17 protein-coding genes are annotated in these 21643 nt (G+C 66.3%); 10 read left to right on the top strand and 7 right to left on the bottom strand.

Going from position 1 to position 21643, the window contains the following annotated elements; genetic code table 11:
• From B2527_RS05385 to lpxH, 9 genes are all read left to right on the top strand, one after another.
• Nucleotides 1-984 (top strand): tetratricopeptide repeat protein (locus B2527_RS05385; protein WP_414717000.1); only part of this gene is annotated, 984 nt, incomplete at its 5' end.
• 110 nt (nt 985-1094) lie between these two features.
• Nucleotides 1095-1784, top strand: coding sequence for a phosphate regulon transcriptional regulator PhoB (gene phoB, locus B2527_RS05380; RefSeq protein WP_293706506.1), 690 nt, complete (start codon nt 1095-1097; stop codon nt 1782-1784).
• A gap of 80 nt (nt 1785-1864) precedes the next feature.
• On the top strand, nt 1865-3205 hold the full coding sequence (gene phoR / locus B2527_RS05375) for a phosphate regulon sensor histidine kinase PhoR (protein ID WP_293706505.1): 1341 nt from the start codon (nt 1865-1867) through the stop codon (nt 3203-3205).
• Nucleotides 3202-5286, top strand: a complete 2085-nt coding sequence (ppk1, locus tag B2527_RS05370) for a polyphosphate kinase 1 (RefSeq protein WP_293706504.1) — start codon at nt 3202-3204, stop codon at nt 5284-5286. Before phoR ends, ppk1 begins: the two co-directional genes overlap by 4 nt.
• Nucleotides 5287-5460: 174 nt before the next feature.
• Complete coding sequence (gene ppx / locus B2527_RS05365) at nt 5461-6987, top strand: exopolyphosphatase (RefSeq protein ID WP_293706503.1); 1527 nt, start codon at nt 5461-5463, stop codon at nt 6985-6987.
• Between the two features lie 209 nt (nt 6988-7196).
• Nucleotides 7197-10112 (top strand): TonB-dependent receptor domain-containing protein, encoded by a 2916-nt coding sequence (locus B2527_RS05360; protein WP_293706502.1) that lies wholly within the window; start codon nt 7197-7199, stop codon nt 10110-10112.
• Between the two features lie 138 nt (nt 10113-10250).
• A complete protein-coding gene (locus tag B2527_RS05355) occupies nt 10251-11390 on the top strand; it encodes a glycosyltransferase family 4 protein (protein WP_293706501.1) in 1140 nt (379 codons plus the stop codon).
• The gene (locus tag B2527_RS05350; RefSeq protein ID WP_293706500.1) at nt 11371-11913 is read left to right on the top strand and encodes a phosphatase PAP2 family protein; all 543 of its coding nucleotides are present in this window, start codon (nt 11371-11373) and stop codon (nt 11911-11913) included. The genes B2527_RS05355 and B2527_RS05350 overlap by 20 nt, the downstream gene beginning before the upstream one ends.
• A gap of 21 nt (nt 11914-11934) precedes the next feature.
• Nucleotides 11935-12675: a UDP-2,3-diacylglucosamine diphosphatase gene (gene lpxH / locus B2527_RS05345; protein ID WP_293706499.1), complete on the top strand. Its 741-nt coding sequence runs from the start codon at nt 11935-11937 to the stop codon at nt 12673-12675.
• Between the two features lie 129 nt (nt 12676-12804).
• On the opposite strand, the gene B2527_RS05340 is transcribed toward lpxH, so the two are convergent.
• From B2527_RS05340 to B2527_RS05310, 7 genes are all read right to left on the bottom strand, one after another.
• Entirely contained in the window at nt 12805-13263 is a 459-nt protein-coding gene (locus B2527_RS05340; protein ID WP_293706498.1) for a COG3650 family protein, read from the bottom strand.
• Nucleotides 13264-13527: 264 nt separating this feature from the next.
• Nucleotides 13528-14298 (bottom strand): ferritin-like domain-containing protein, encoded by a 771-nt coding sequence (locus tag B2527_RS05335; protein ID WP_293706497.1) that lies wholly within the window; start codon nt 14296-14298, stop codon nt 13528-13530.
• A 172-nt stretch (nt 14299-14470) separates the two neighbouring features.
• Nucleotides 14471-15937 (bottom strand): amidophosphoribosyltransferase, encoded by a 1467-nt coding sequence (gene purF / locus B2527_RS05330; protein WP_293706496.1) that lies wholly within the window; start codon nt 15935-15937, stop codon nt 14471-14473.
• A 29-nt stretch (nt 15938-15966) separates the two neighbouring features.
• Entirely contained in the window at nt 15967-16716 is a 750-nt protein-coding gene (locus B2527_RS05325; protein WP_293706495.1) for a CvpA family protein, read from the bottom strand.
• Nucleotides 16717-16774: 58 nt separating this feature from the next.
• Entirely contained in the window at nt 16775-17767 is a 993-nt protein-coding gene (locus tag B2527_RS05320; RefSeq protein ID WP_293706494.1) for an SPOR domain-containing protein, read from the bottom strand.
• A gap of 65 nt (nt 17768-17832) precedes the next feature.
• A complete protein-coding gene (gene folC / locus B2527_RS05315) occupies nt 17833-19107 on the bottom strand; it encodes a bifunctional tetrahydrofolate synthase/dihydrofolate synthase (protein ID WP_293706493.1) in 1275 nt (424 codons plus the stop codon).
• A gap of 373 nt (nt 19108-19480) precedes the next feature.
• Nucleotides 19481-20125, bottom strand: coding sequence for a histidine phosphatase family protein (locus B2527_RS05310; protein WP_293706492.1), 645 nt, complete (start codon nt 20123-20125; stop codon nt 19481-19483).
• Nucleotides 20126-20407: 282 nt separating this feature from the next.
• On the opposite strand from B2527_RS05310, the gene B2527_RS05305 reads away from it, so the two are divergent.
• Entirely contained in the window at nt 20408-21280 is an 873-nt protein-coding gene (locus B2527_RS05305) for a type II toxin-antitoxin system RelE/ParE family toxin (protein ID WP_293706491.1), read from the top strand.
• Nucleotides 21281-21643 lie beyond the last annotated feature (363 nt).

The following is a 21643-nucleotide window of genomic DNA, read 5'->3' as shown; positions in this document are numbered from 1 at the left end:
CGCATGTCCGCGGCCATGCGCGGCAACGAGGGCGGCTATTCCACCCCCGACTTCCTGCGCACCCACCCGGTCAACATCACCCGCATCAGCGAGGCCAAGGCACGCGCCGAGCAGATGAAAAAGGACACCGTGCTGCTGACCACGCAGACCCCCACCGGGGTCCGCCAGGAGCGCGTCAACCCGTCCGAACCGGATGTCAGCCGCGACCCGCTGGGCAGCGGCAACCTCCTGCTGCCGGCCGGGCTGCAACTGTCGCTGCCAGCCGGGGGCGCCGCCATGCCACGCGGGGCCAGCGGCCTGTTCGACTGGGCCCGCGAGCGCCTGCGCGTGCTCAGCGCGCCCACCCCATCGGAACTGATCCGCGAATACGAAGGCCTCAAGCGCAGCCAGAAGGACGGGCTGACCGACGCCCAGCGCTATGGCGTGGCCATCGCCCGCCTGCGCGACGGCGGCAGCGGCACCCGCCAGGCCCTGCAGGACCTGCAGCAGTTGGAAAGCGAGCACCCGGACAATCTGTGGGTGGAGCTGGCGCTGGGCGAAGCGGAGTCGCGCAGCGGCCAGCACACCGAGGCCAACCGACGCTTTGACGCCTTGATCAAGCGCCTGCCGCAGAACCGCCCGGTCGCCCTCACCTACGCCGCCGTGCTCAACGAACAAGGCGGCACCGAGGCCGGGCAGCGCGCGCAGGCGATGCTGCGACCGTTGCTGGCGCGCTCGGCCGACGACCCGGTGTTCCAGGCCACCTTTGCCCGCGCCAGCGAACTGGCCGGTGACAGCAGCCGGGCCAGCGAAGCCTATGCCGAGGCCGCCTATCTGAATGGACGCCCGGAACAGGCCCTGATCCAGTTCCAGGCCCTGCTCAAGCGCCCCGGCCTGGACTACGTAACCCGCGCCCGGGTGGATGCCCGCATCGAGTCAATCATGCCGACCGTACTGGAAATGCGCCGGCTTGGCGTGCATGACCCGGAAATGTCACGCAACTGACCCATCCTGCACGGCCGCCAACCGTATGGCGGCCGGATGTCACAAACCCGTCATCAAACCGTAGTCTACTGGGCGCATCCCCCGCTTGATGGGCATTACGGTAGGACGACGTGCAGAAACGCATCCTGATTGTCGACGACGAACCCGCGATCCGTGACATGGTCGCCTTCGCCCTGCGCAAGGGCGAGTACGAGCCGGTGCATGCCGGTGACGCGCTCGAAGCGCAGACCGCCATTGCCGACCGCGTGCCGGACATGATCCTGCTCGACTGGATGCTACCCGGCACCAGCGGCCTGGAGCTGGCCCGGCGCTGGCGCAAGGAGGCCCTGACCCGCGAGGTGCCGATCATCATGCTCACCGCGCGTGGCGAGGAAAACGACCGCGTGGGTGGACTGGAAGCTGGCGTCGACGACTATGTGGTCAAGCCGTTCTCGGCACGCGAGCTGCTGGCCCGCATCCGCGCGGTGATGCGCCGCACCCGTGACGACGACGAAGATGGCAGCGTCGGGGTCGGCAACATCCGCATCGACGGCGCCGCCCACCGCGTGTTTGCCGGCGACGTGCCGGTGCCGATCGGCCCCACCGAGTATCGCCTGCTGCACTTCTTCATGACCCATCCCGAGCGCGTCTATACCCGTTCGCAGCTGTTGGACCATGTCTGGGGCGGCAGCGTCTATGTGGAGGAGCGCACCATCGACGTGCATATCCGCCGCCTGCGCAAGACCCTGGAACCGTTTGGCGCGGAAAACATGGTGCAGACCGTGCGCGGCGCCGGCTATCGCTTTTCCGCGGCAACCTGAAGCGGGCCGCCGCGCCGCCACGCTTGGTGCTATAACCAGCGTTCACATCGACGGATCCACCTGCAATACCCGAGAGTGCAATGCCCCGTAAATTCCGATCCGCCTGGTTGAAGACGCTGGCCACCGTGGCCGTGTTGCTGTTGCTGGCGTTGGGTTTCGGGGCAGTGGTCGGCTACCCGGCACTAAGCGTGGTGATTGCCGCATTGGGCATCCTGGCGTGGCATTACTGGCGCCTGCGGCAGGTGCTGCTGCGCCTCACCGCCCGCCAGCGCTGGGAAACCGCCAGCGGCGTGGGTGTATGGAACGAGCTGGACCGCCTGCTGTACCGCAATCAGCAGGAGATGCGTGCGCGCAAGCGGCGCCTGATCGAGATGCTGCGCAGCTACCGCGCCGCCGCTGCCGCGCTGCCCGATGCGGTGGTGGTGGTGGACCGCAACACCCAGCGCGTGCAGTGGTTCAACGAAGCCGCCACCAGCCTGCTGGGCCTGCAGCACCCGGCCGACATGGGCGCGGCGCTGGTCGAACGCCTGCAGCCCTTGCCGCTGTCGCACTGGCTGGCCGGTGGCCGCAATGCCGAGCCCATCCTCGATGCCAACTCGCCGGTGGACCCTGGCATCCGCCTGCACCTGCGGCTCATCCCCTATTCCGACCACCACTGGCTGCTGGTCGCACGCGACGTCACCAAGCTGCTGCACCTGGAACAGGTGCGCCGTGACTTCGTCGCCAACGTCTCGCATGAGCTGCGCACGCCACTGACCGTGGTGCATGGCTACCTGGACATGATGGACCCGGAGGATTTCCCCGATACCGGGCCGATGCTGTCGGAGATGCGCAAGCAATCGCAGCGCATGGCGCAGCTGGTCGAAGACCTGCTGACCCTGTCGCGACTGGAATCGCAGCAGCACACCGAGCTGGAAACCGTGGCCATGACCTCGATGCTGGCTTCGCTGCGTCGCGAAGCAGAAGCACACAGCCAGGGCCGCCACACCATCCTCGTCGAAGATCAGGCCGGGGTGGATCTGGCCGGTTCCAACAAGGAGCTGCACAGCGCCTTTTCCAATCTGCTGACCAATGCCGTGCGCTACACCCCGGCTGGCGGCCGCATCAGCCTGACCTTCAGCCGCGAAGGCAGCGGCGCGGTGCTGGCCGTCACCGATACCGGCTATGGCATCCCGGCCAATCACCTGCCGCGCCTGACCGAGCGCTTCTACCGCGTGTCCAGCAGCCGTTCGCGCGAAAGCGGCGGCACCGGCCTGGGCCTGTCCATCGTCAAGCACATCCTGGGCCTGCACCAGGCCCGCCTGGAAATCCGCAGCGAAGTCGGCCAGGGCAGCACCTTTGCCTGCCACTTCGACGCCGAGCACGTGCGTCCACGCAACGCCTCCCCATCGCCTTTGTCCACGGAAGACTTTTCGGCATGACTCCTCCCCCGCCCCCCGCCGCACCGGCCACCAGCAACGATCCCCTGCGCGATCCTTCGCTGTACATCAACCGGGAACTGTCACAGCTGGACTTCAACTTCCGCGTGCTGGCACAGGCGATGGACGAGCAGGTGCCGCTGCTGGAACGGCTGCGCTTCCTGTGCATCTCCTGCACCAACCTGGACGAGTTCTTCGAGATCCGCGCCGCGGCCGTGCGCCATGCACAGGAATTCGGCCTGCCGCCGGCCCCGGACGGGATGAGCCCGCAGGCCATCCTCAACGCCATCCACGACCGCGCCGCCGAGCTGGTGGACCAGCAGTACCGCTGCTGGAACCAGGTGCTGCGCCCGGCCCTGGCCGAGGCCGGCGTCGGCATCCTCTCGCACAAGACCTGGACCCAGCGCCAGCGCCGTTGGCTGCGCGCCTACTTCCGCAACGAGATCATGCCGGTGCTGTCGCCGCTGGGCCTGGACCCATCGCATCCATTCCCGAAGATCCTCAACAAGTCGCTGAACATCGTCGTCGTGCTGAAGGGCACCGACGCCTTCGGCCGCGCCGGCCATCTGGCGCTGGTGCGCGCGCCGCGCTCGCTGCCGCGCATCATCCAGCTGCCCGAATCGCTGGGCGGTCCGCAGAATTTCGTGCTGCTGTCGGCGGTGCTGTCGGCCTTCGTCGATGAGCTGTTCCCCGGCATGGATGTGCAGGGCGCCTACCAATTCCGCGTCACCCGCAACTCCGAGCTGGTGGTGGACGAGGAAGAAGTGGAGAACCTGGCCCTGGCGCTGCGCGATGAACTGGTCGACCGCGGCTACCGGCCGGCGGTGCGGCTGGAGATCGCCCACGATTGCCCCAAGCCGATCATGCAGACCCTGCTGCAGAACTTCGGCCTGTCGGAGAACGCGGCGTATCGCATCGACGGCCCGGTCAACCTCAACCGCGTCATCCAGGTCTATGACCTGCTGCAGCGGCCGGACCTGAAATACCCGCCGATGACCCCGCGCGTGTTCAAGTCGCCCGAGGGCATCTTCGAGACCGCCGCGCAAAATGACATCCTGCTGCACCACCCGTTTGATTCCTTCAGCACCGTGCTGGACCTGATCCGCGAAGCGGCGATCGACCCCAATGTGCTGGCGATCAAGCAGACCCTGTACCGCACCGGCAAGGACTCGGGGATTGTTGAAGCGCTGATCCAGGCCGCCCGCAACGGCAAGGACGTCACCGTGGTGGTCGAGTTGCGCGCACGCTTCGACGAGGAGGCCAACCTGGGCCTGGCCGATCGCCTGCAGGATGCCGGCGTGCAGGTGGTGTACGGCGTGGTCGGCTACAAGACCCACGCCAAGATGCTGCTGATCGTGCGCCGCGAGGGCCGCAAGCTGCGCCGCTACGTGCACCTGGGCACCGGCAACTACCACAGCGGCACCGCCCGCGCGTATACCGACCTGAGCCTGATCACCGCCGACCCGGACATCGGCAACGATGTGCACCTGCTGTTCCAGCAGCTGTCCGGGCTGGCACCGAAGATGAAGCTCAAGTGCCTGTTGCAGTCCCCCTTCACCCTGCACACCGGGCTGATCAAGCGCATCGAGCGCGAGACCCAACTGGCACTGGGCGGCAAGCCCGGTCGCATCATCGCCAAGATGAACGCGCTCAACGAGGCCCAGGTGATCCGCGCCCTGTACGCCGCCTCGCGGGCTGGCGTGCAGATCGACCTGATCGTGCGTGGTGCCTGCACCCTGCGCCCGGGCGTGGAAGGCGTGTCGGACAACATCCGCGTGCGCTCGATTGTCGGGCGCTTCCTCGAGCACAGCCGCGTCTACTGGTTTGGCAACAACGGCGCGCCCGAGCTGTACTGCGCCAGTGCCGACTGGCTGGAGCGCAACCTGCTGCGGCGCGTGGAAACCTGCTTCCCCATCCTGGACACCGACCTGGCCCGGCGCATCTACCGCGAGGTGCTGCAGAACTACCTGGACGACAACCTCAACGCCTGGGAGCTGCAGGAGGACGGCCGCTACCTCAAGTGCGAGCCTGCGCCCGGCCAGCCGCCACATTCGGCCCAACAGGCATTGATGGAAGGACTTTGAGGCAGGAATGAGTGAAGAGGAGTAAGAAGCGAGAGGGAGCAACGGCAGCGAACGCTGTCGCCAGTTTCTTGCCTGGGCCCGGACTAAGCCGCCGCCCCCCTGCCAGGTAGCGTGATCTCAGCTTTTTCTCACTCCTCACTCCTCTTCACCCGCTACTACCGCTACCATTCCGCCATGCCCCAGTCCTCAATGACCCCACCGCCCCTGCAGGACGGCGACCTGCTGGCCGCCATCGACCTGGGCTCCAACAGTTTCCACATGGTCATCGCGCGCTACCTGCTCGGGCAGCTGCGGGTGGTGGACCGCCTGCGCGAAACCGTGCGCATGGCCGACGGCCTGGATGGCAAAGGCGGGCTGTCGCCCGAGGCGCGCCAGCGCGCGCTCGAGTGCCTGGCACGCTTTGGCCAGCGCATCCGCAACATCCCGCCCTACCGCGTGCGCGCCCTGGCCACCAATACCGTGCGCCAGCTGCGCTCGCCGCTGTCGTTCCTGATGCCGGCCGAGACCGCGCTGGGACACGCCATCGAAGTGGTCAGCGGCCGTGAAGAAGCGCGCCTGATCTACCTGGGCGTCGCCCACGCACAGCCGCCCAAGGCCGGCCAGCACCGGCTGGTGATCGACATCGGCGGCGGCTCCACCGAATTCATCATCGGCGAAGGCATGCAGACACTGGAGCGCGAAAGCCTGCAGGCCGGCTGCATCGCCAGCACCCGGCGTTTCTTCCCGGGCGGCAAGCTGAGCAAGAAACGCTGGAAGGATGCGCTTACCGATATCGGCGCCGAGTTCCAGCCTTTCGCCAACAAGTACAAGGCCCTGGGCTGGCAGGAAGCACTGGGTTCGTCCGGCACCCACAAGGCGATCAGCGAGATCTGCGCGGCCATGAAGCTCAGCAAGGGCGCCATCACCGCCGAGGCATTGCCACAGCTGCGCGAAGAACTGCTGCGTGCCAAGCACATCGACGACATCAACCTGCCCACCCTGTCCAACGAGCGCCGCCCGATCATCGCCGGTGGCGTGCTAGTGCTGGAAGCTGCCTTCCAGGCGCTGGGCCTGCAGAAACTGCTGGTCAGCAAGGCCGCGATGCGCGAGGGCATCCTCTACGACATCATGGGCCGGGCCAGCGACAACGATCCGCGTGATGAGTCGGTCGCCGCACTGACCCAGCGTTACGCCATCGACGAGGCCCAGGCCGGTCGTGTCGAAGCCACGGCCCGCCGCCTGTTCGAGCAGGTTGCCCAGGCCTGGCAGCTGGATGCGGACGACGAGCGCATGCTCGGCTGGGCGGCTCGCCTGCACGAACTTGGCCTGATGATCGCGCACAGCGGCTATCACACCCACGGCAGCTATGTGATCGAGCACTCGGATATTGCCGGCTTCTCGCGTCAGGAGCAGCAGATGCTGGCGGCGCTGATCCGCACCCACCGCCGCAGCATTCCCAAGACCGCCTTCGATGCGCTGCCGGATCGCCTGCTGCTGCCGGCCAAACGCACTGCCGCGCTGCTTCGCCTGGCGGTGCTGCTGCACCGCGCCCATGAGCCCGATCCGATCCCGACGCTGGAGTTGTCGGTGGACGGCAACACCTTGTCGCTGGTGCTTTCCAAGGCTTTCATCGATGCACGGCCGCTGCTGCGCGCCGATCTGGTTGGCGAGGCCGAAGGCATGGCAGGCCTGGGCATCAACTTCAAACCTTTCGTAGCCTGAGTCCTACCGCTGCGCGGGCAGCGTCCTACAGCGTGTCCATCTTGGGCATAACGTAACCTGCGTTACCTACTACCTTCGTAATAAACATTTTTTTTACAAACCGGCTACTCTCCGACAACCTCCTGCCTTGCGGGCGGTTATTGGAGGCTGCGACACACCTTTCGTCACAGCCTCTCTTTTTGAAATAGTTGAAGAGAGAGAGACCCGAAATGCACTCATGTTCCAACGTTCTGGGGCAGGCGATACGCTACGCCCTGATTTCAGGCACCGCTGGCCTGGTTGCCCTGCCGGCCTTCGCGCAGGACAGCAAGCCCACCACCCTGGACCGCATCGAGATCACCGGCTCGCGCATCCGTCAGGTTGACGTGGAAACCGCCCAGCCGGTGTTCGCCATCAGCCGCGCCGATATCGAACAGCAGGGCTTCAGCTCGGTCGCCGACATCCTGCAGAATGTCACGGCCATGGGCAGCCCGGCCATCAGCCGCGCCAACGCGCTGACCGCCGGCGAGAATGCCGGCGGCACTTACATCGACATGCGCAACCTGGGCGCGCAGCGCACCCTGGTGCTGGTCAACGGCAAGCGCCTGGGCATCAGCACGTCCGGCTACCAGGACGTATCCAGCCTGCCGGTATCGGCGGTTGAACGCATCGAAGTGCTCAAGGACGGTGCCTCGGCAATCTATGGCTCCGATGCGATGGCCGGTGTGATCAACATCATCACCCGCACCAATGTCAGCGGCGTCACCGCCAACGTCTACCATGGCCAGTACAGCCAGGGCGACGGCGCACGTGATCGTTTCGACGTGGTCGCCGGTTGGAGCAACGACCGCATCTCGCTGACCCTGTCTGCCGAGCACAGCGAAGAGAAGGAAGTGTGGGCCAAGGACCGCTGGTTCAGCGCCTACGGCATCAGCGACCGCCACCCGGCGGACAGCAGCAACTGGACCACGATCAGCCAGTTCGGCCAGATCACCGGTCTGGTCGGCGGCCCCGGCTGCAAGGACGCCAAGGGCTGCAACTACTCCCTGGACCGCGGCAAGGATCCGACCAATCCGGCCAACTACCACCTGACCGATGCCACCCCATTTACGGGTGACGTGAGCAATGCCAACGAACAGATGCACGTGAACTACCCGCTGAAGCGGGATTCGGTGTACTTCGATGGCCGCTTCAAGCTCACTGACAGCATCAATTTCAAGACCGAGCTGGGCTACAACGAGCGTACCTCGCGCCGCCAGATTGCCGGCTACCCCCTGCAGTCCAGCACCGCCGGTGTCGGCCCGATGTCGGTTGACAGCTACTTCAATCCCTTCGGCAACCAGCATGGCTACGCCAACCCGACTGCCGTCGCCTGGAACCGCCGCGCATGGGAAGTGCCGCGTGTCACCACCAGCGAACTGAAGACCTACCGTGCAGTGGCTTCGTTTGACGGCTCGTTCGACCTGGGTGAGCGCTACTTCGACTGGGAAGTGGGTTACCAGTACAACCGCAACGAACTGGAATCCGTCGCCACCGGCAACCTGCACAAGGGTCGGGTCGCGGCTGCGGTAGGCCCGTCGTTCTACAACGCCGCCACCGGCAAGGTCGAATGCGGCGCCCCCGGCGCCCCGGTGGCCAACTGCACCCCGTGGAATCCGCTGGTCGCCTACGGCACCGTTGATCCGAACGGCCTGACCGGCAACGCCACCCTGCTGGATTGGCTGTTCCCGGCCGAGCTGACCAAGGGCAAGACAACCAGCAAGAACTTCTTCGCCAACATCGCCGGCAACGTTGTCACCCTGCCGGGCGGCGACATGGGGTTTGCCTTTGGCGTGGAAAGCCGCAAGGAAGCCGGCGAATACCGTCCGGACCCGCTCGCCCAGACCGGCGCCACCACCAACCTGGCAGCCGGCCCGACCGGCGGTGACTACCGCGTCAACGAGGCCTACCTGGAACTGAACGTACCGGTGCTGGCCAACCTGCCGGGCGCACGCGAACTGAGTTTCAACGCCGCTACCCGCTATTCGGACTACGACACCTTCGGTGACACGCTCAACAGCAAGTTCGGCTTCAAATGGAAGCCGTTCGACCAGTTGCTGGTGCGCGGCACCTGGGCCGAAGGCTTCCGCGCCCCCACCATCAACGATCTGTACGGCGGTGGTTCGGAGACGTTTGCCCAGTTCAGCGATCCATGTGACGTCCAGTTCGGCTCGTCGCGGACCAGCCAGGAAGTGCGCCAGCGTTGCGCGCGGGATATCGCCAACGCCGATACGTTCCGTCAGCTCAAGCAGGGCATGACGCCGGTGACCACGGCCACCGATGCAACGCCGGTGCCGTTCGTCTCCGGTTCCGACCCGGCGCTGACCCCGGAAACCTCGGTCAGCAAGACGCTCGGCCTGGTGTGGAGCCCAAGCTTCATCAACAACCTCAATGTGTCGCTGGACTGGTGGAAGATCCGCATCGAGAACACCATCGTTGCAGACAGCCCCACCCAGATCCTGATCGACTGCTATGAGCAGGGCATCGCCTCGCGTTGCGCACGGTTTACCCGTGACCCGAACAGCGGCATCGTCAATACGCTGAAGTTCGCCAACCGCAACTCCGGTTTCATGCAGACCGAAGGTTATGACCTGGATGTGAGCTACCGGCTGGATACCAGCTATGGCAAGTTCAGCAGCAGCTGGGCGACGACCTACGTCAGCGAAAACATCTACCGTTCGACCAATGACAGCAAGACCGTGCCCACGCCGACCAATGGCATTGGCAGCGGCTTCCGTATCCGCTCCAACCTGAGCCTGGGCTGGGATCTGGAGAACTTCGGCGTGAGCTGGACCACCCGCTACTACTCCGGCGTCAAGGAGCAGTGCCCCAGCATCAAGCTGTATCCGGAAGAATGTTCCGACCCGGGCGTCTATGCGCCCTGGTACAAGGGCGCACGCAACTACAACGAACGTGGCTCGGTCGCCTTCCACGACGTGCAGGTGCGCTACAAGCTGCCGTGGGACGCTACCGTTTCGGTCGGTGCCAACAACGTGTTCGAGAAGTACGGCCCGGTGATGTACAGCAAGCCGAACTCGGCCTTCTCCTACTACGGTGGCTATGACATCGGCCGCCTGGTGTACATGAAGTACCAGCAGCGCTTCTGATCGCAGCACCCGCTGCAAGGAAAGACACAGCCACGGCCCCTCTGGGGCCGTGGCTTTTTGTTGGTCACAAAGTCGTCAGATACAGGTAACAGTTGCTTCATTGCGGGCGCGCATCCTCGCGCAAAACGGGAGCCCGACATGCGCTACGCGATCGTTACCGAGACCTATCCACCGGAGGTCAATGGCGTCGCCCTGACCGTGCAGGGGCTGGAACTTGGCCTGCGCAGCCGCGGCCATGATGTCGACCTGATCCGCCCCCGCCAACAGCGCGACACCGGCGGCGCGGCCCATGAGCTGCTGGTACGTGGCGCGGCACTGCCGCGCTACCCCGGCCTGCGCTTTGGCCTGCCGGCACCGCTGCGCCTGGCACGGCAATGGCAACGGCAACGCCCGGATGCGATCTACGTGGCCACGGAAGGCCCGCTGGGATGGTCGGCGCTACGTGCCGCACGCCGCCTGGGTATTCCGGTTGCCTCCGGTCTGCACACCCGCTTTGATGAATACCTGCCCGACTACGGCGCCGCCTGGTTGCAGGGTACGGCATTGCGTTGGATGCGGCGCTTCCACAACCAGGCAGACGCAACCTTGGTCCCTACCCTCGAATTGCAGCAGTTCCTGCTTGATCACGGTTTCTCGCGTGCACGCCTGCTCGCGCGTGCGGTGGATGGTCGCCAGTTCGACCCGACCCGCCGCGATGCCACGCTGCGTGCCGAATGGGGCATTGGCGAAGATGACCTGGTGGTGATCCACGTTGGCCGCATCGCCGCGGAAAAGAACCTGGGCCTGGCCGTCACTGCCTTCCGCCGCCTGCAGCAGCAGCGTCCGGACGCGCGCTTTGTCTGGGTAGGCGACGGCCCGGTGCGCGAAAAGCTGGCGCAGCAGAACCCGGATTTCATCTTCTGCGGCGTGCGCCGCGGCGACGACCTGGCACGCCACTTCGCCAGCGGCGACCTGTTCCTGTTTGCCAGCCGCAGCGAAACCTTCGGCAACGTCACCCTGGAGGCCATGGCCAGCGGGGTGGCGACCGTGGCATTCAACTATGGCGCTGCCCGCGAGCACCTGCGCAGTGGGCATAGCGGGGTCGCGGTGGACAATGATGAGAGCTTCATTGCCGCTGCAGTACAGCTGGCCAGTGACGATGAAATGCGCATCACCCTGGCCGCCAACGCCAGCCGCGCGATGCAGCGCCTGCATCCCGAGCGGGTGGTGGCCGAGTTCGAAGCCCTGCTCAACGAGCTGGCCACACGGAGACGCAGCCATGCCGTTGCTGCCGCCTGAAGGCATCGCTGCACGCGAGGCACGCTGGTGCCGTCGTGCCAACCGCTACGGCCGCCGCCGTGGCATCCGCATCGTCTTCTCGACCCTGAGCCGGCTCGGCGACGGGGTGTTCTGGTACCTGTTGATGGGCGCGCTGGTGCTGGCCGATGGCCTGGATGGGCTGCAGGCGTCGGTGCACATGGCTGCCACCGGCGCGCTGGCACTCACCCTGTACAAGCTGCTCAAGCGCTGGACCCGCCGCCCCCGTCCCTTTGCCGCCGACCTGCGCATCCGCGCATGGGTCGCACCGCTGGACGAGTACAGCTTCCCGTCCGGCCATACGCTGCACGCGGTGTCCTTCACCGTGGTAGCGCTTGCCTATTACCCGTGGCTGGCACCGCTGCTGCTGCCGTTCACCGCCGGGGTGGCGATGTCGCGGGTGGTGCTCGGGCTGCACTATCCCAGCGATGTGCTGGCCGCCACCGGCATCGGCCTGGTGCTGGGGATGGGCTCGCTGCAGCTCGGCGCGCTGCTACTGGCCTGATCAGGCCCTACAATGCGGAGCATGACCACGTTGTTCATCTCCGATCTGCACCTGGACCCCAGCCGTCCAGCCATCACCGAGCTGTTCCTCGACTTCCTGCGCGGCGAAGCCCGCCAGGCCGAGGCGCTGTACATCCTGGGCGACCTGTTCGAGGCGTGGATCGGCGATGACACCCCTTCCACCGCTGCCGACGCGGTGGCGCTGGCCCTGCGTGAAATCAGCGACGCCGGCGTACCGGTGTACTTCATCCGGGGCAACCGCGACTTCCTGGTCGGCAACGACTATGCCGCCCGCGCCGGCATGCGCATCCTGCCGGACCCGTCGGTGATCCAGCTGCATGGCAAGCCGGTGCTGCTGCAGCACGGCGACCTGCTGTGCACCGACGATGTCGCCTACCAGGCGTTCCGCGCGCAGACCCGCAACCCGGCCTTCATCGCGCAGTTTCTGTCGCAGCCGCTGGAAGCACGCATCGCCTTCGCACAGCAGGCTCGTGCCGCCAGCCAGGCGCATCAGTCGGAAATGAAGCAGGACGACAAGGCAAGCTTTGAAACCGTCACCGACGTGGCACCGGCCGAGGTGGTTGCCACCTTCCAGCGCTATGGCGTGGACACGATGATCCATGGCCACACCCACCGCCCTGCGATCCATCACCTGCAGGCCGGCGAGCAAGATTGCACCCGCATCGTGCTTGGCGACTGGTATGAGCAGGGCTCGGTGCTGCGCGCGGATGCCGATGGCTTCCGCCTGGAGACACTGGGCTGACTGGAGTGGCAGCAGCGGCGCAAGCCACCAAGCCACAAATGCAGAAGCCGCCAGACAGACCTGCAGATGCAGGCGTCTCTGGCGGCTTTTTTATACGTTCGGCGGCTTACGCCACGCCCAGCGGTGCGATCAGGGGGCTTCCACCGGCACCGATGGGTCGCGGGCGCAGCCCTTGAAGGTGTCCTTGCCCAGCACGAATTCAGCGGTGAACGGGTGTTTCAGGTCGGACATGCCGTCCGAGCACTCGGCCTGCTGCAAGGTCAGCTTGAACGCGTCCTTGCCCTCCCCGCCCTGCACCACCAACAAGCCATCCTGCAGCGCGCGGCTGCCTTCCAGATGCAGCGGGCTGGCCTGGGTTTCCGGAGTGCTGTAATCGAGTTTGGCGCCATCCACGCGCACGCTCCAGAACGGTTCGTTGCCGAAGGCCTGCACGATGACCGGGAAATCATCCTGGGCAGCCACAGCTTCAGGCGCTGCGACAGGCGCAACCGGGGCCGGCGCTGCAGCACCGGAATCGGCCGCAGGCTTGGAACCGTTGCATGCCGACAATGCCACTACCAGCGCGGCCAGCGTAAGAATCTGCTTCATCGTTTTCTCCTTGATTGCACCGTTGCCGCTCGAGAGCACAGTGACATGCGATTCGACCTGATGCTGGCGCATGCCCTTGCATCGACCCGTGAAAAGCAGGGATGAGACAAGCCGCATCTGCCGCCCCGATGGTGGAATGCGGCCGAGTTGGTCGTCAATCGGACATGGCCCGAGTTGCGGGAACCGTTCATCGTTGCGCCCTGCCATGCCGACGGGAACATGCGCCGCCAATGACGCGGCGGCTTGGGTCACCGCGCGCGGCATTCAACCGGCTTGTTCAACCAGATAGTCCAGTTCATCTTCATCGAAACCGGCCAACAAGCGCGCTTCCAGATTGAAGGGCCCGCGCAGGTAGCCGCCGGCGTACTCGCCCAGCAGTTCCTTGAAACGCGTGCGTGGCTCGACACCGGCGCGCGCGCAATACCAGTGGTACCAACGCGTGCCGGCGGCAACATGGGCAACCTCTTCGCGCAGGATCACCTCCAGCACGTCGGCAGTCGTTGCATCGCCCAGCGAACGCAGCTTGCTGATCATCGCCGGTGTCACGTCCAGGCCGCGTGCTTCCAGTACGCGCGGCACCAGCGCCATCCGCGCCAGACCATCGTGTGCGGTCTTCTCGCACATTTCCCAGAGGCCGTTATGGGCGGGGAAGTCGGCATAGTCGTGGCCATGTGCCAACAGACGATCACGCAGCAATACGAAGTGGCGCGACTCATCATCGGCGCAGCTGACCCAATCGGCGTAGAAGCTACCCGGCAGGCCACGGAAGCGATAGACCGCATCCCAGGCCAGGTCGATGGCATTGAGTTCGATATGGGCGATGGCGTGGATGAAGGCGGCACGTCCGTCCACTGACCCCAGGCCACGGCGCGGCAGGTCGCGCGGGTGGACCAGCACCAGTTGCGAGGGGCGGCCAGGCGCGCGGATCGGTTCGGGTTCTGGCGCTTCTGCGGGCAGCTTCAAGGTGCCAGCGCGGTAGCGCGCGGCGTAGTGCTGGGTGAGTGCTACTTTCTCAAGCGGATCGATGGCGGCCATGCAGATGCAGGCGGCGTCGAGCAGGGAGAAGTCTGCTGCTTCGGGCGGCGATAGGTAGCTTGTGTCTGCAGCTGCAGGCTGTGCTTGTTGCCGGTTCATAGGTGCTCGCACATTGCTGCTTCGTTCTGCCCTCGCCCCAACCCCCTCTCCCGCAGGGAGAGGGGCTTTCAGATCAGGCGCGGCGCTTGTTCTTGGCTTCATCCGAACGCAGCTGCTGGATGCGTTCGAAGTAACCCGGCTCGATGCCGGTGACGTATTCGCCGTTGAAGCAGGACGAATCGAATTCCTTCAGCTCCGGGTTGCCTTCGCGCACAGCGGTTTCCAGGTCTTCCAGGTCCTGGTAGACCAGCCAGTCGCAGCCCAGGTGCTGCTCGATTTCCTCGACGCTGCGGTTGTGCGCGACCAGTTCCTCGGCGGCCGGCATGTCGATGCCGTAGATGTTGGGGTAACGCACCGGCGGCGCGGCGCTGGCCAGGTAGACTTTGCGGGCGCCGGCATCGCGCGCCATCTGCACGATCTGCTGGCTGGTGGTGCCACGCACGATGGAGTCATCCACCAGCAGCACCACGCGGTTGCGGAACTCCAGATGGATCGGGTTGAGCTTGCGGCGCACCGACTTCACCCGCTCACCCTGGCCCGGCATGATGAAGGTGCGGCCGACGTAACGGTTTTTGACGAAGCCTTCGCGGTACTTCACGCCGAGCACGTTGGACATTTCCAGCGCCGCATCGCGCGAGGTGTCGGGGATCGGGATGATGGTGTCGATGTCATGGTCCGGGCGCAGGCGCAGGATCTTCTCGCCCAGCTTCTGGCCCATGCGCATGCGCGCCTTGTGCACCGAAACGTTGTCCATCATCGAGTCCGGGCGTGCGAAGTACACGTATTCGAAGATGCACGGGGTCTGCTGGGTGTTGGTCGCGCAGACCTCGGTGAACAGCTCGCCGCGCTCGGTGATGACAACGGCTTCGCCCGGGGCGACATCGCGCATGCGCTCAAAGCCGAGCACGTCCAGCGCCACCGATTCGGAGGCCACGGCGTACTCGATGCCTTCGGCATGCTCGCGCTTGCCCAGCACCAGCGGACGGATGCCATGCGGGTCACGGAAGGCCACCAGGCCCAGGCCCAGCACCACGCTGACCACGGCATAGCCGCCCTTGCAGCGGCGGTGCACGCCGGCCACGGCACGGATCGCCGCTTCCGGGGTCAGCATGCGCTGCGCGTCCAGCTCGTAGGCGAACACGTTCAACAGCACTTCGCTGTCCGAATCGGTATTGATGTTGCGGCGGTCGGCTTCGAATACCTGGCGACGCAGCGCCTCGGTATTGATCAGGTTGCCGTTGTGCGCCAGCGCGATGCCGTACGGCGAGTTGACGTAGAACGGCTGCGCCTCGTCGGTGCCTTCCGAGCCTGCGGTCGGGTAACGCACATGGGCGATGCCGATGCGACCCTGCAGCAGCGCCATGCGGCGTTCGTCGAATACATCGCGGACCAGGCCATTGGCCTTTTCCACCCGCAGGCGGGTGCCGTCGGCGGTGGCGATGCCGGCCGCATCCTGGCCACGGTGTTGGAGGACGGTCAGGCCGTCATAAAGCTGCCCGGCGACGTTCTGGTTGCCGACGATTCCGACGATGCCACACATGTTGCGCGATCTCCGCTGGGCGATGCCCGTTAACGTGAAGGTGGCCGTGCCTGGCCTTGTGCCTCGACCCGTTTGGGGTCGGGTTGACCCGGGCGCACCTGCGCCGGATCGATGTTGGCGGGCAATGCCCCCGCCGGGTCGGCTGGACTGCTGTCATTCGCACGCTGCGCCTGGCCCTTGAGCCCCAACAGCGCTGCGGGCAGCCCACTGCCCTGGTCTTGTTCGTTCGGTCCGCCATTATCGCCTGTCAGCACCGACTTGCCCATGTCCATCATCGGTACTGACTGTATCGAGGGCATGGAGGGCAGCGAAGGCAGGTCCGGCGGTTCAGGCAACTGCGCCCGCATCCAGCCCGCCATCGGCTGCAGCATCGGCACCACGCTGGACTGCTGCCAAGCGGGTTTGCGCGGCAAGGAGGTGAAACCCAGCAAGAACACCGCCAAGACGGCAAACAACAGGCCGCGCGCAGCCCCCAGGCAAAGCCCCAGCATGCGATCGGGCACCCGCAGGAACTGGGTCGAGTCGACCAGGCTGCGCAGCATCAGGCGCAGCAGCAGCATGCCCAGCCAGGTCCCGATGAACACCATCAGGAACCCCCCGACATAATCGCCGGCACCGGGCCGGTTGGAGAGCAACTGCGCCGCCGGTTCACCAAACTGCACCGCGGCCCACCCGGCGATCAGCCAGGTGGTGATGCCAAGCACCGTGGCCAACAAGCCCCGCATCAGCCCGAGCAGGGCGGACAGGCCGATGATCCCGAGCAGGATCACGTCGATCATGGCGCGGCCTGCACGGTGACGTGCGACGGTCGCGCCTGGCCGTCAGCGCCTGCCAGCATCAGGGATGTGGTCGAACCATGCCGGCCACGCCTACCTTGGCGGCAACCTGGGCCTTGAGCTGCTCGGCGGCGGCACGATTGGCCACGGGGCCGACGCGGACGCGGTTCAACACCCCGTTATCGGTACGCACCTGTTCGACGAAGGCACTGAAACCGGCCGCACGCACGCGGTCGCGCATTGCATTGGCATCGGCGGCCTGGCCAAAGGCCCCCAACTGCACGGCAAAACCGACATTGCTGGCCGCCGGCGCGGCCGGCGCGGGTGCCGGTGCAGCGGCGACCGGCTTGGGTTCGGGCTTGGGAGCAGGTTTGGGCGGCTCGGGCTTGGCCGGTTCCGGGCGGGGCGCGGCAGCCACCGGCTTGGGCTCCGGCGGCAGCGGCTCGCTGCGCACCGGCGCCGGTGCAGGGGCCGGCGCCGCCGTGCTGGGCGCGGCAGCAACCGGCGCAGTCGGCTCGGCAGCGGCATTGAGCACCACCACCTGCGCATTCACATCATTGCGGACCTTGCCGGCTTCCAGCCGCACCAGTTCGGCCTGGGCACGGTCGGCATAGGGGCCGATACGCACGCGCCAAGCCTGGCGGCCATTGATGGTATCGGCCTGACGGAAACCGGGCAGGTTGGATTTCTTCAGGTGCGCGATCACCGCATCGGCGTCGGCCTCGCTGGCGTAGGCACCAAAGTTGACCGCGTAATTGCCTGCCGCCACCGCCGCGGGCAGGCCGCTGTCTGCTGCGGGGGCCGGCGCGCCAGCGGTCTCGGGCGGCACGGCGGCCGGCATGCCGACAGCACCGCCGGCCGGTGCGCTGGGCGCAACCAGGGGCAGCTCGCGGGTCTCGAACTGGCCCGCCGCGGGGGCCGCGGGCGCCTGCAGGGGCACGTCCTGCACGCCACTGTCCGGCGCCGGCCCTTTGACCAGCATGGGCAGGAAGATCACGGCCAAAGCCACCAGAACGATGGCACCAATCAGTCGCTGTTTCAGGGGAGTTTCCACAATGGCGTATGTGCGGCGCGGCGGAGTGCCTACGCGATTATATGCGGCGCAGCCGTGGCGGCGTCTCAGCCAGCTGAACGAAGCAACGGCAAGGCTTCGGCAACGGTGTGGAACGAGCCGAACAACAGCACCCGATCGCCCTCGCCTGCTGCCGCCAACGCCGCATCCAGGGCCTGCTGCACACCGTCGGCCAGCACCGCAGCGGCAGCAGCCGTGGCGGGCATGCGCGCCTGCAACTGCGCGGCACGCTGTCCCCGTGGGCCTTCCAGCCCCGCCAGGTACCAGCCATCGACCTGGGCCTGCAAGGCCTCGACGACGCCTTCGGCATCCTTGTCGGCCAACGCCGCATACACCGCCAAAGTGCGACCCGGCACCGGCTGCGCCTTGAGCGCGGCAGCCAGCGCCGAAGCGGCCTGCGGGTTGTGGCCGACGTCCAGCAGCACCTCCACACCGTCGCGCTGGAAGCGCTGCAGGCGCCCGACCACGCTTGCCTCGGCCACACCCTGCGCCCAGGCCGCACGCGGCACAGGCTTGTCCAGCGCGCGCAGCGCGGCGATGGCGGTGGCCGCATTGTTGCGCTGTACCGGTGCCCACAACGCAGGCTGCGGCAGCTCGATGCGGAAGGACACATCACGCCAGCGCCAGCGTTCTGCATCGATGGCTTCGGCAAAGAAATCACTGCCGAAGCGGATTGCATTGGCACCCAGCACATAGGCACGGCGCAGCACGCTGGACGGCGGATCGATCTCGCCCAGGATCACCGGCTTCCAGCCGCGGATGATGCCGGCCTTTTCCTCGCCGATGGTTTCACGGTCATTGCCCAGCCAATCGGCATGGTCAATGTCCACGGTGGTGATCACCGAGACATCTGCATCAATGATGTTGACCGCATCCAGGCGCCCACCGAGGCCGACTTCCAGCACTGCCAGATCCAGGCCTGCCTGCCGGAACAGCCACAGCGCGCACAGCGTGCCGTATTCGAAATAGGTCAGCGCGGTATCACCGCGCGCATCCTCGACCGCATTGAAGCCGGCGACCAGCCTCGCGTCGTCCACGTCCTGGCCATCGATGCGCACGCGCTCGTTGTAAGCCAGCAGATGAGGCGAGGTATAGGCGCCCACCTTCCAGCCCGCCGCACGGGCGATGGCTTCGATGAAGGCCACCGTCGAACCCTTGCCATTGGTGCCACCCACCACGATGCAGCGCGCGGCCGGCTGCCCGAGCTGCATGCGCTGGGCGACCTCACGGACGCGGTCCAGCCCCATCGCGATGGCCTGCGGGTGCTGTTGTTCGATATGGGCAAGCCACTGTTCAAGCGTGGCGGGACGAGCGGAAGACATGCGGGGAACTCTCGGGATCATGGGCCAGCAAGGACTGCCGGCTGCGCGTTGCGCGCGGGAATGGCGCCCATGATACAGCGGCCACTGCGCGCGGCCGCCAAGCCGGCGGTCATATCAGCCCACCGCAGGTAGTGCCGAGCCATGCTCGGCAGGGGACTGTACGGGGAACGCTGCAGCCGCGAAGCCACTGCAAATTGAAAGCACAAAGGCTTACCCCTCCCCAGCCCTCCCCTTGCCTGCGGCAAAGGGAGGGGGCGTAGTGCCGAGCCATGCTCGGCAGGGGGCTTTACCGGGAAGGCCCCAGCCGAGCATGGCTCGGCTCTACACTGGGGATGCCTCAGCCGAGCATGGCTCGGCGCTACTCCCCGGCCGATTACAGCGCGCGGTGCTTGGCTTCGCCGAAGAACGGGGTGTGGTGGGCGCAGTCGTTCAGGCGCACCACTTCCAGGTGCTCCACGTCCGGGCCTTCCAGCAGGTTCAGCGTGGTCGGGGCCTGACGGAAGGTCCACAGCTTGGCAATCGGCAGGCCCAGGATCCTGCACAGGATTACCCTGTTCACCGCGTCATGCGCCACCACCAGCAGGGTGTCGTCCTCGCCCAGGCCTTCGGCGGCGGCGGTCAGGCCACGCCAGCTGCGGTCCAGCACCTGCCGCAGCGACTCACCGCCGGGCATCAATACGGTATCCGGCTCTTCGCGCCAGGCGCGCAGGCGGGCCGGGTCCTTGTCATTGATCTCGCTGGCCAGCAGGCCTTCCCACTCACCGTGGGCGATTTCCTGCAGGTCCGGCTCGGTCAGCAGCATGTCGGCGCGGGCGCTGCCCAGCGCCGCCTTGGCCGTTGCCTGTGCACGGCTCAGCGGCGAGGCCACGGCACGGGTGATCTGCACGTCGGCGAGCCGCTCGCCCAGGGCCTTGGCCTGGGCTTCGCCTACCGGCGAGAGGGGAATGTCGATCTGGCCCTGGTAGCGGCCTTCGGCGTTCCACGGCGTTTCGCCGTGACGGGCAAGCAGGATGCGCATGCAGCAAGTTCCATTGTGGTGTGGGACCGCCGGATGAACGCGGCGGGACGCGCATCATAGCCCGCCCACACGGTAATACCGCCCACGGTTACCTTCGATACGGATACAGACCAACTGCCTTCAGGATCCGGTGCAACTGTCCCGTCGCGCACCTCACCCGGCGATCCGGAAACACGCGCGGCACATGCCGACACGATGCAGGCGTTACCATGGCCGCTTCCCTATCGGTGGCACGGTGTGACTTCCGTACAAGGGCAGCAACCCTCCGGCCCCGAACGCGGCATGACCAGCACCTCCACTTCCCCGACGCGGTTCAATCTCAAGCTCTGGCATGAACGTCGCGACCGCGGGGTCGCGGTGCTGGTCACGGTACTGCTGCACCTGTTGATGTTGCTGCTCCTGCTGCGCTCCAATCCGCCGGTAGTGGCCGCACCGCAAGGTGCCTCCGGCGGTGGCCGGGTCAAGGTCGATTTTCTCGGCGAGGCCCCCCCGTCCACCCGTCCCAGCGACACGCCGCCACAAACCAAGGCCCCCCAGACCCCGCGCACCCACCCCAAAGCGACCACCCAGCGCCGCAGCGAGGAGCGCAAGCCGGTGCCGCAGGCGCGCTACATCGAACCACCCAGCGCCCCGGAGCCGGAACAGGACCCGACGCCCGCACAGGAACAGGCCCCGCCCGCAGCGGCGCAGGCCGCCAGCCCGGCAGAGAATGTACCGCGCCGTCCGCAGACCTGGACCGGTCGCCCGCCCGGCTCGCTGGACAGGGCCACGGCACCGGACGACTACGGCCGCTCGGCCGGGCAAGGCAATGACAGCGGCCGCCGCATTGATCGCAGTGCCGGCGAACCGGCCATGGAAGTCGGCGGCTACCAGATCATCTATGACCTGCTCAGCGAGGAAAAGCTGCGCAGGTGGATGGACGGGGCCAAGGAGGTCAACGGCAAGAAGGAACTCTCCATCCCTCTGCCGGGCACCACCTACCTGATGGTCTGCCCGGCGGAAGTAGCGTTGCGGCGTGGCTCCAGCAAGTGCCGCATGCTGCAGGCCGGTTCACCGGAACTGCAGGACATCGGCGATGCACGTGAGTTCGTGATCGTGATGTATGTCTACCGCTACGGCGAACTGCTGTGGCGCGGGCCCGGGCCCTATCGCTGATGGGTAGTGCCGAGCCATGCTCGGCACAGGCGTCACCGGCCTCGGTGCCATCAGCCAGCCAAAAACTCCCCCAGGCCCTCCCCTTCGCTGCGCGAAAGGGAGGGGGCAAGAGCGTAGTGCCGAGCCATGCTCGGCAGAGGCGTTACCGATAGAGCCCTTGCCGAGCATGGCTCGGCACTGCAGTCACCGGCCTCGGCTCCATCAGCCAGTCAAAAGCTCACCCCTCCCCGGCCCTCCCCTTCGCTGCGGGAAAGGGAGGGGGCAAGAGCGTAGTGCCGAGCCATGCTCGGCAGGGGCGTTACCGGTAGAGCCCTTGCCGAGCATGGCTCGGCACTACAGTAGGCCGGCCTCGGCTCCATCAGC

It is taken from the genome of Stenotrophomonas sp. UBA7606 (assembly GCF_002477705.1).
GTDB lineage: Bacteria > Pseudomonadota > Gammaproteobacteria > Xanthomonadales > Xanthomonadaceae > Stenotrophomonas.
Note: the sequence above shows the minus strand (reverse complement) of the source record. Positions and strands in the feature narration are given on the sequence as shown.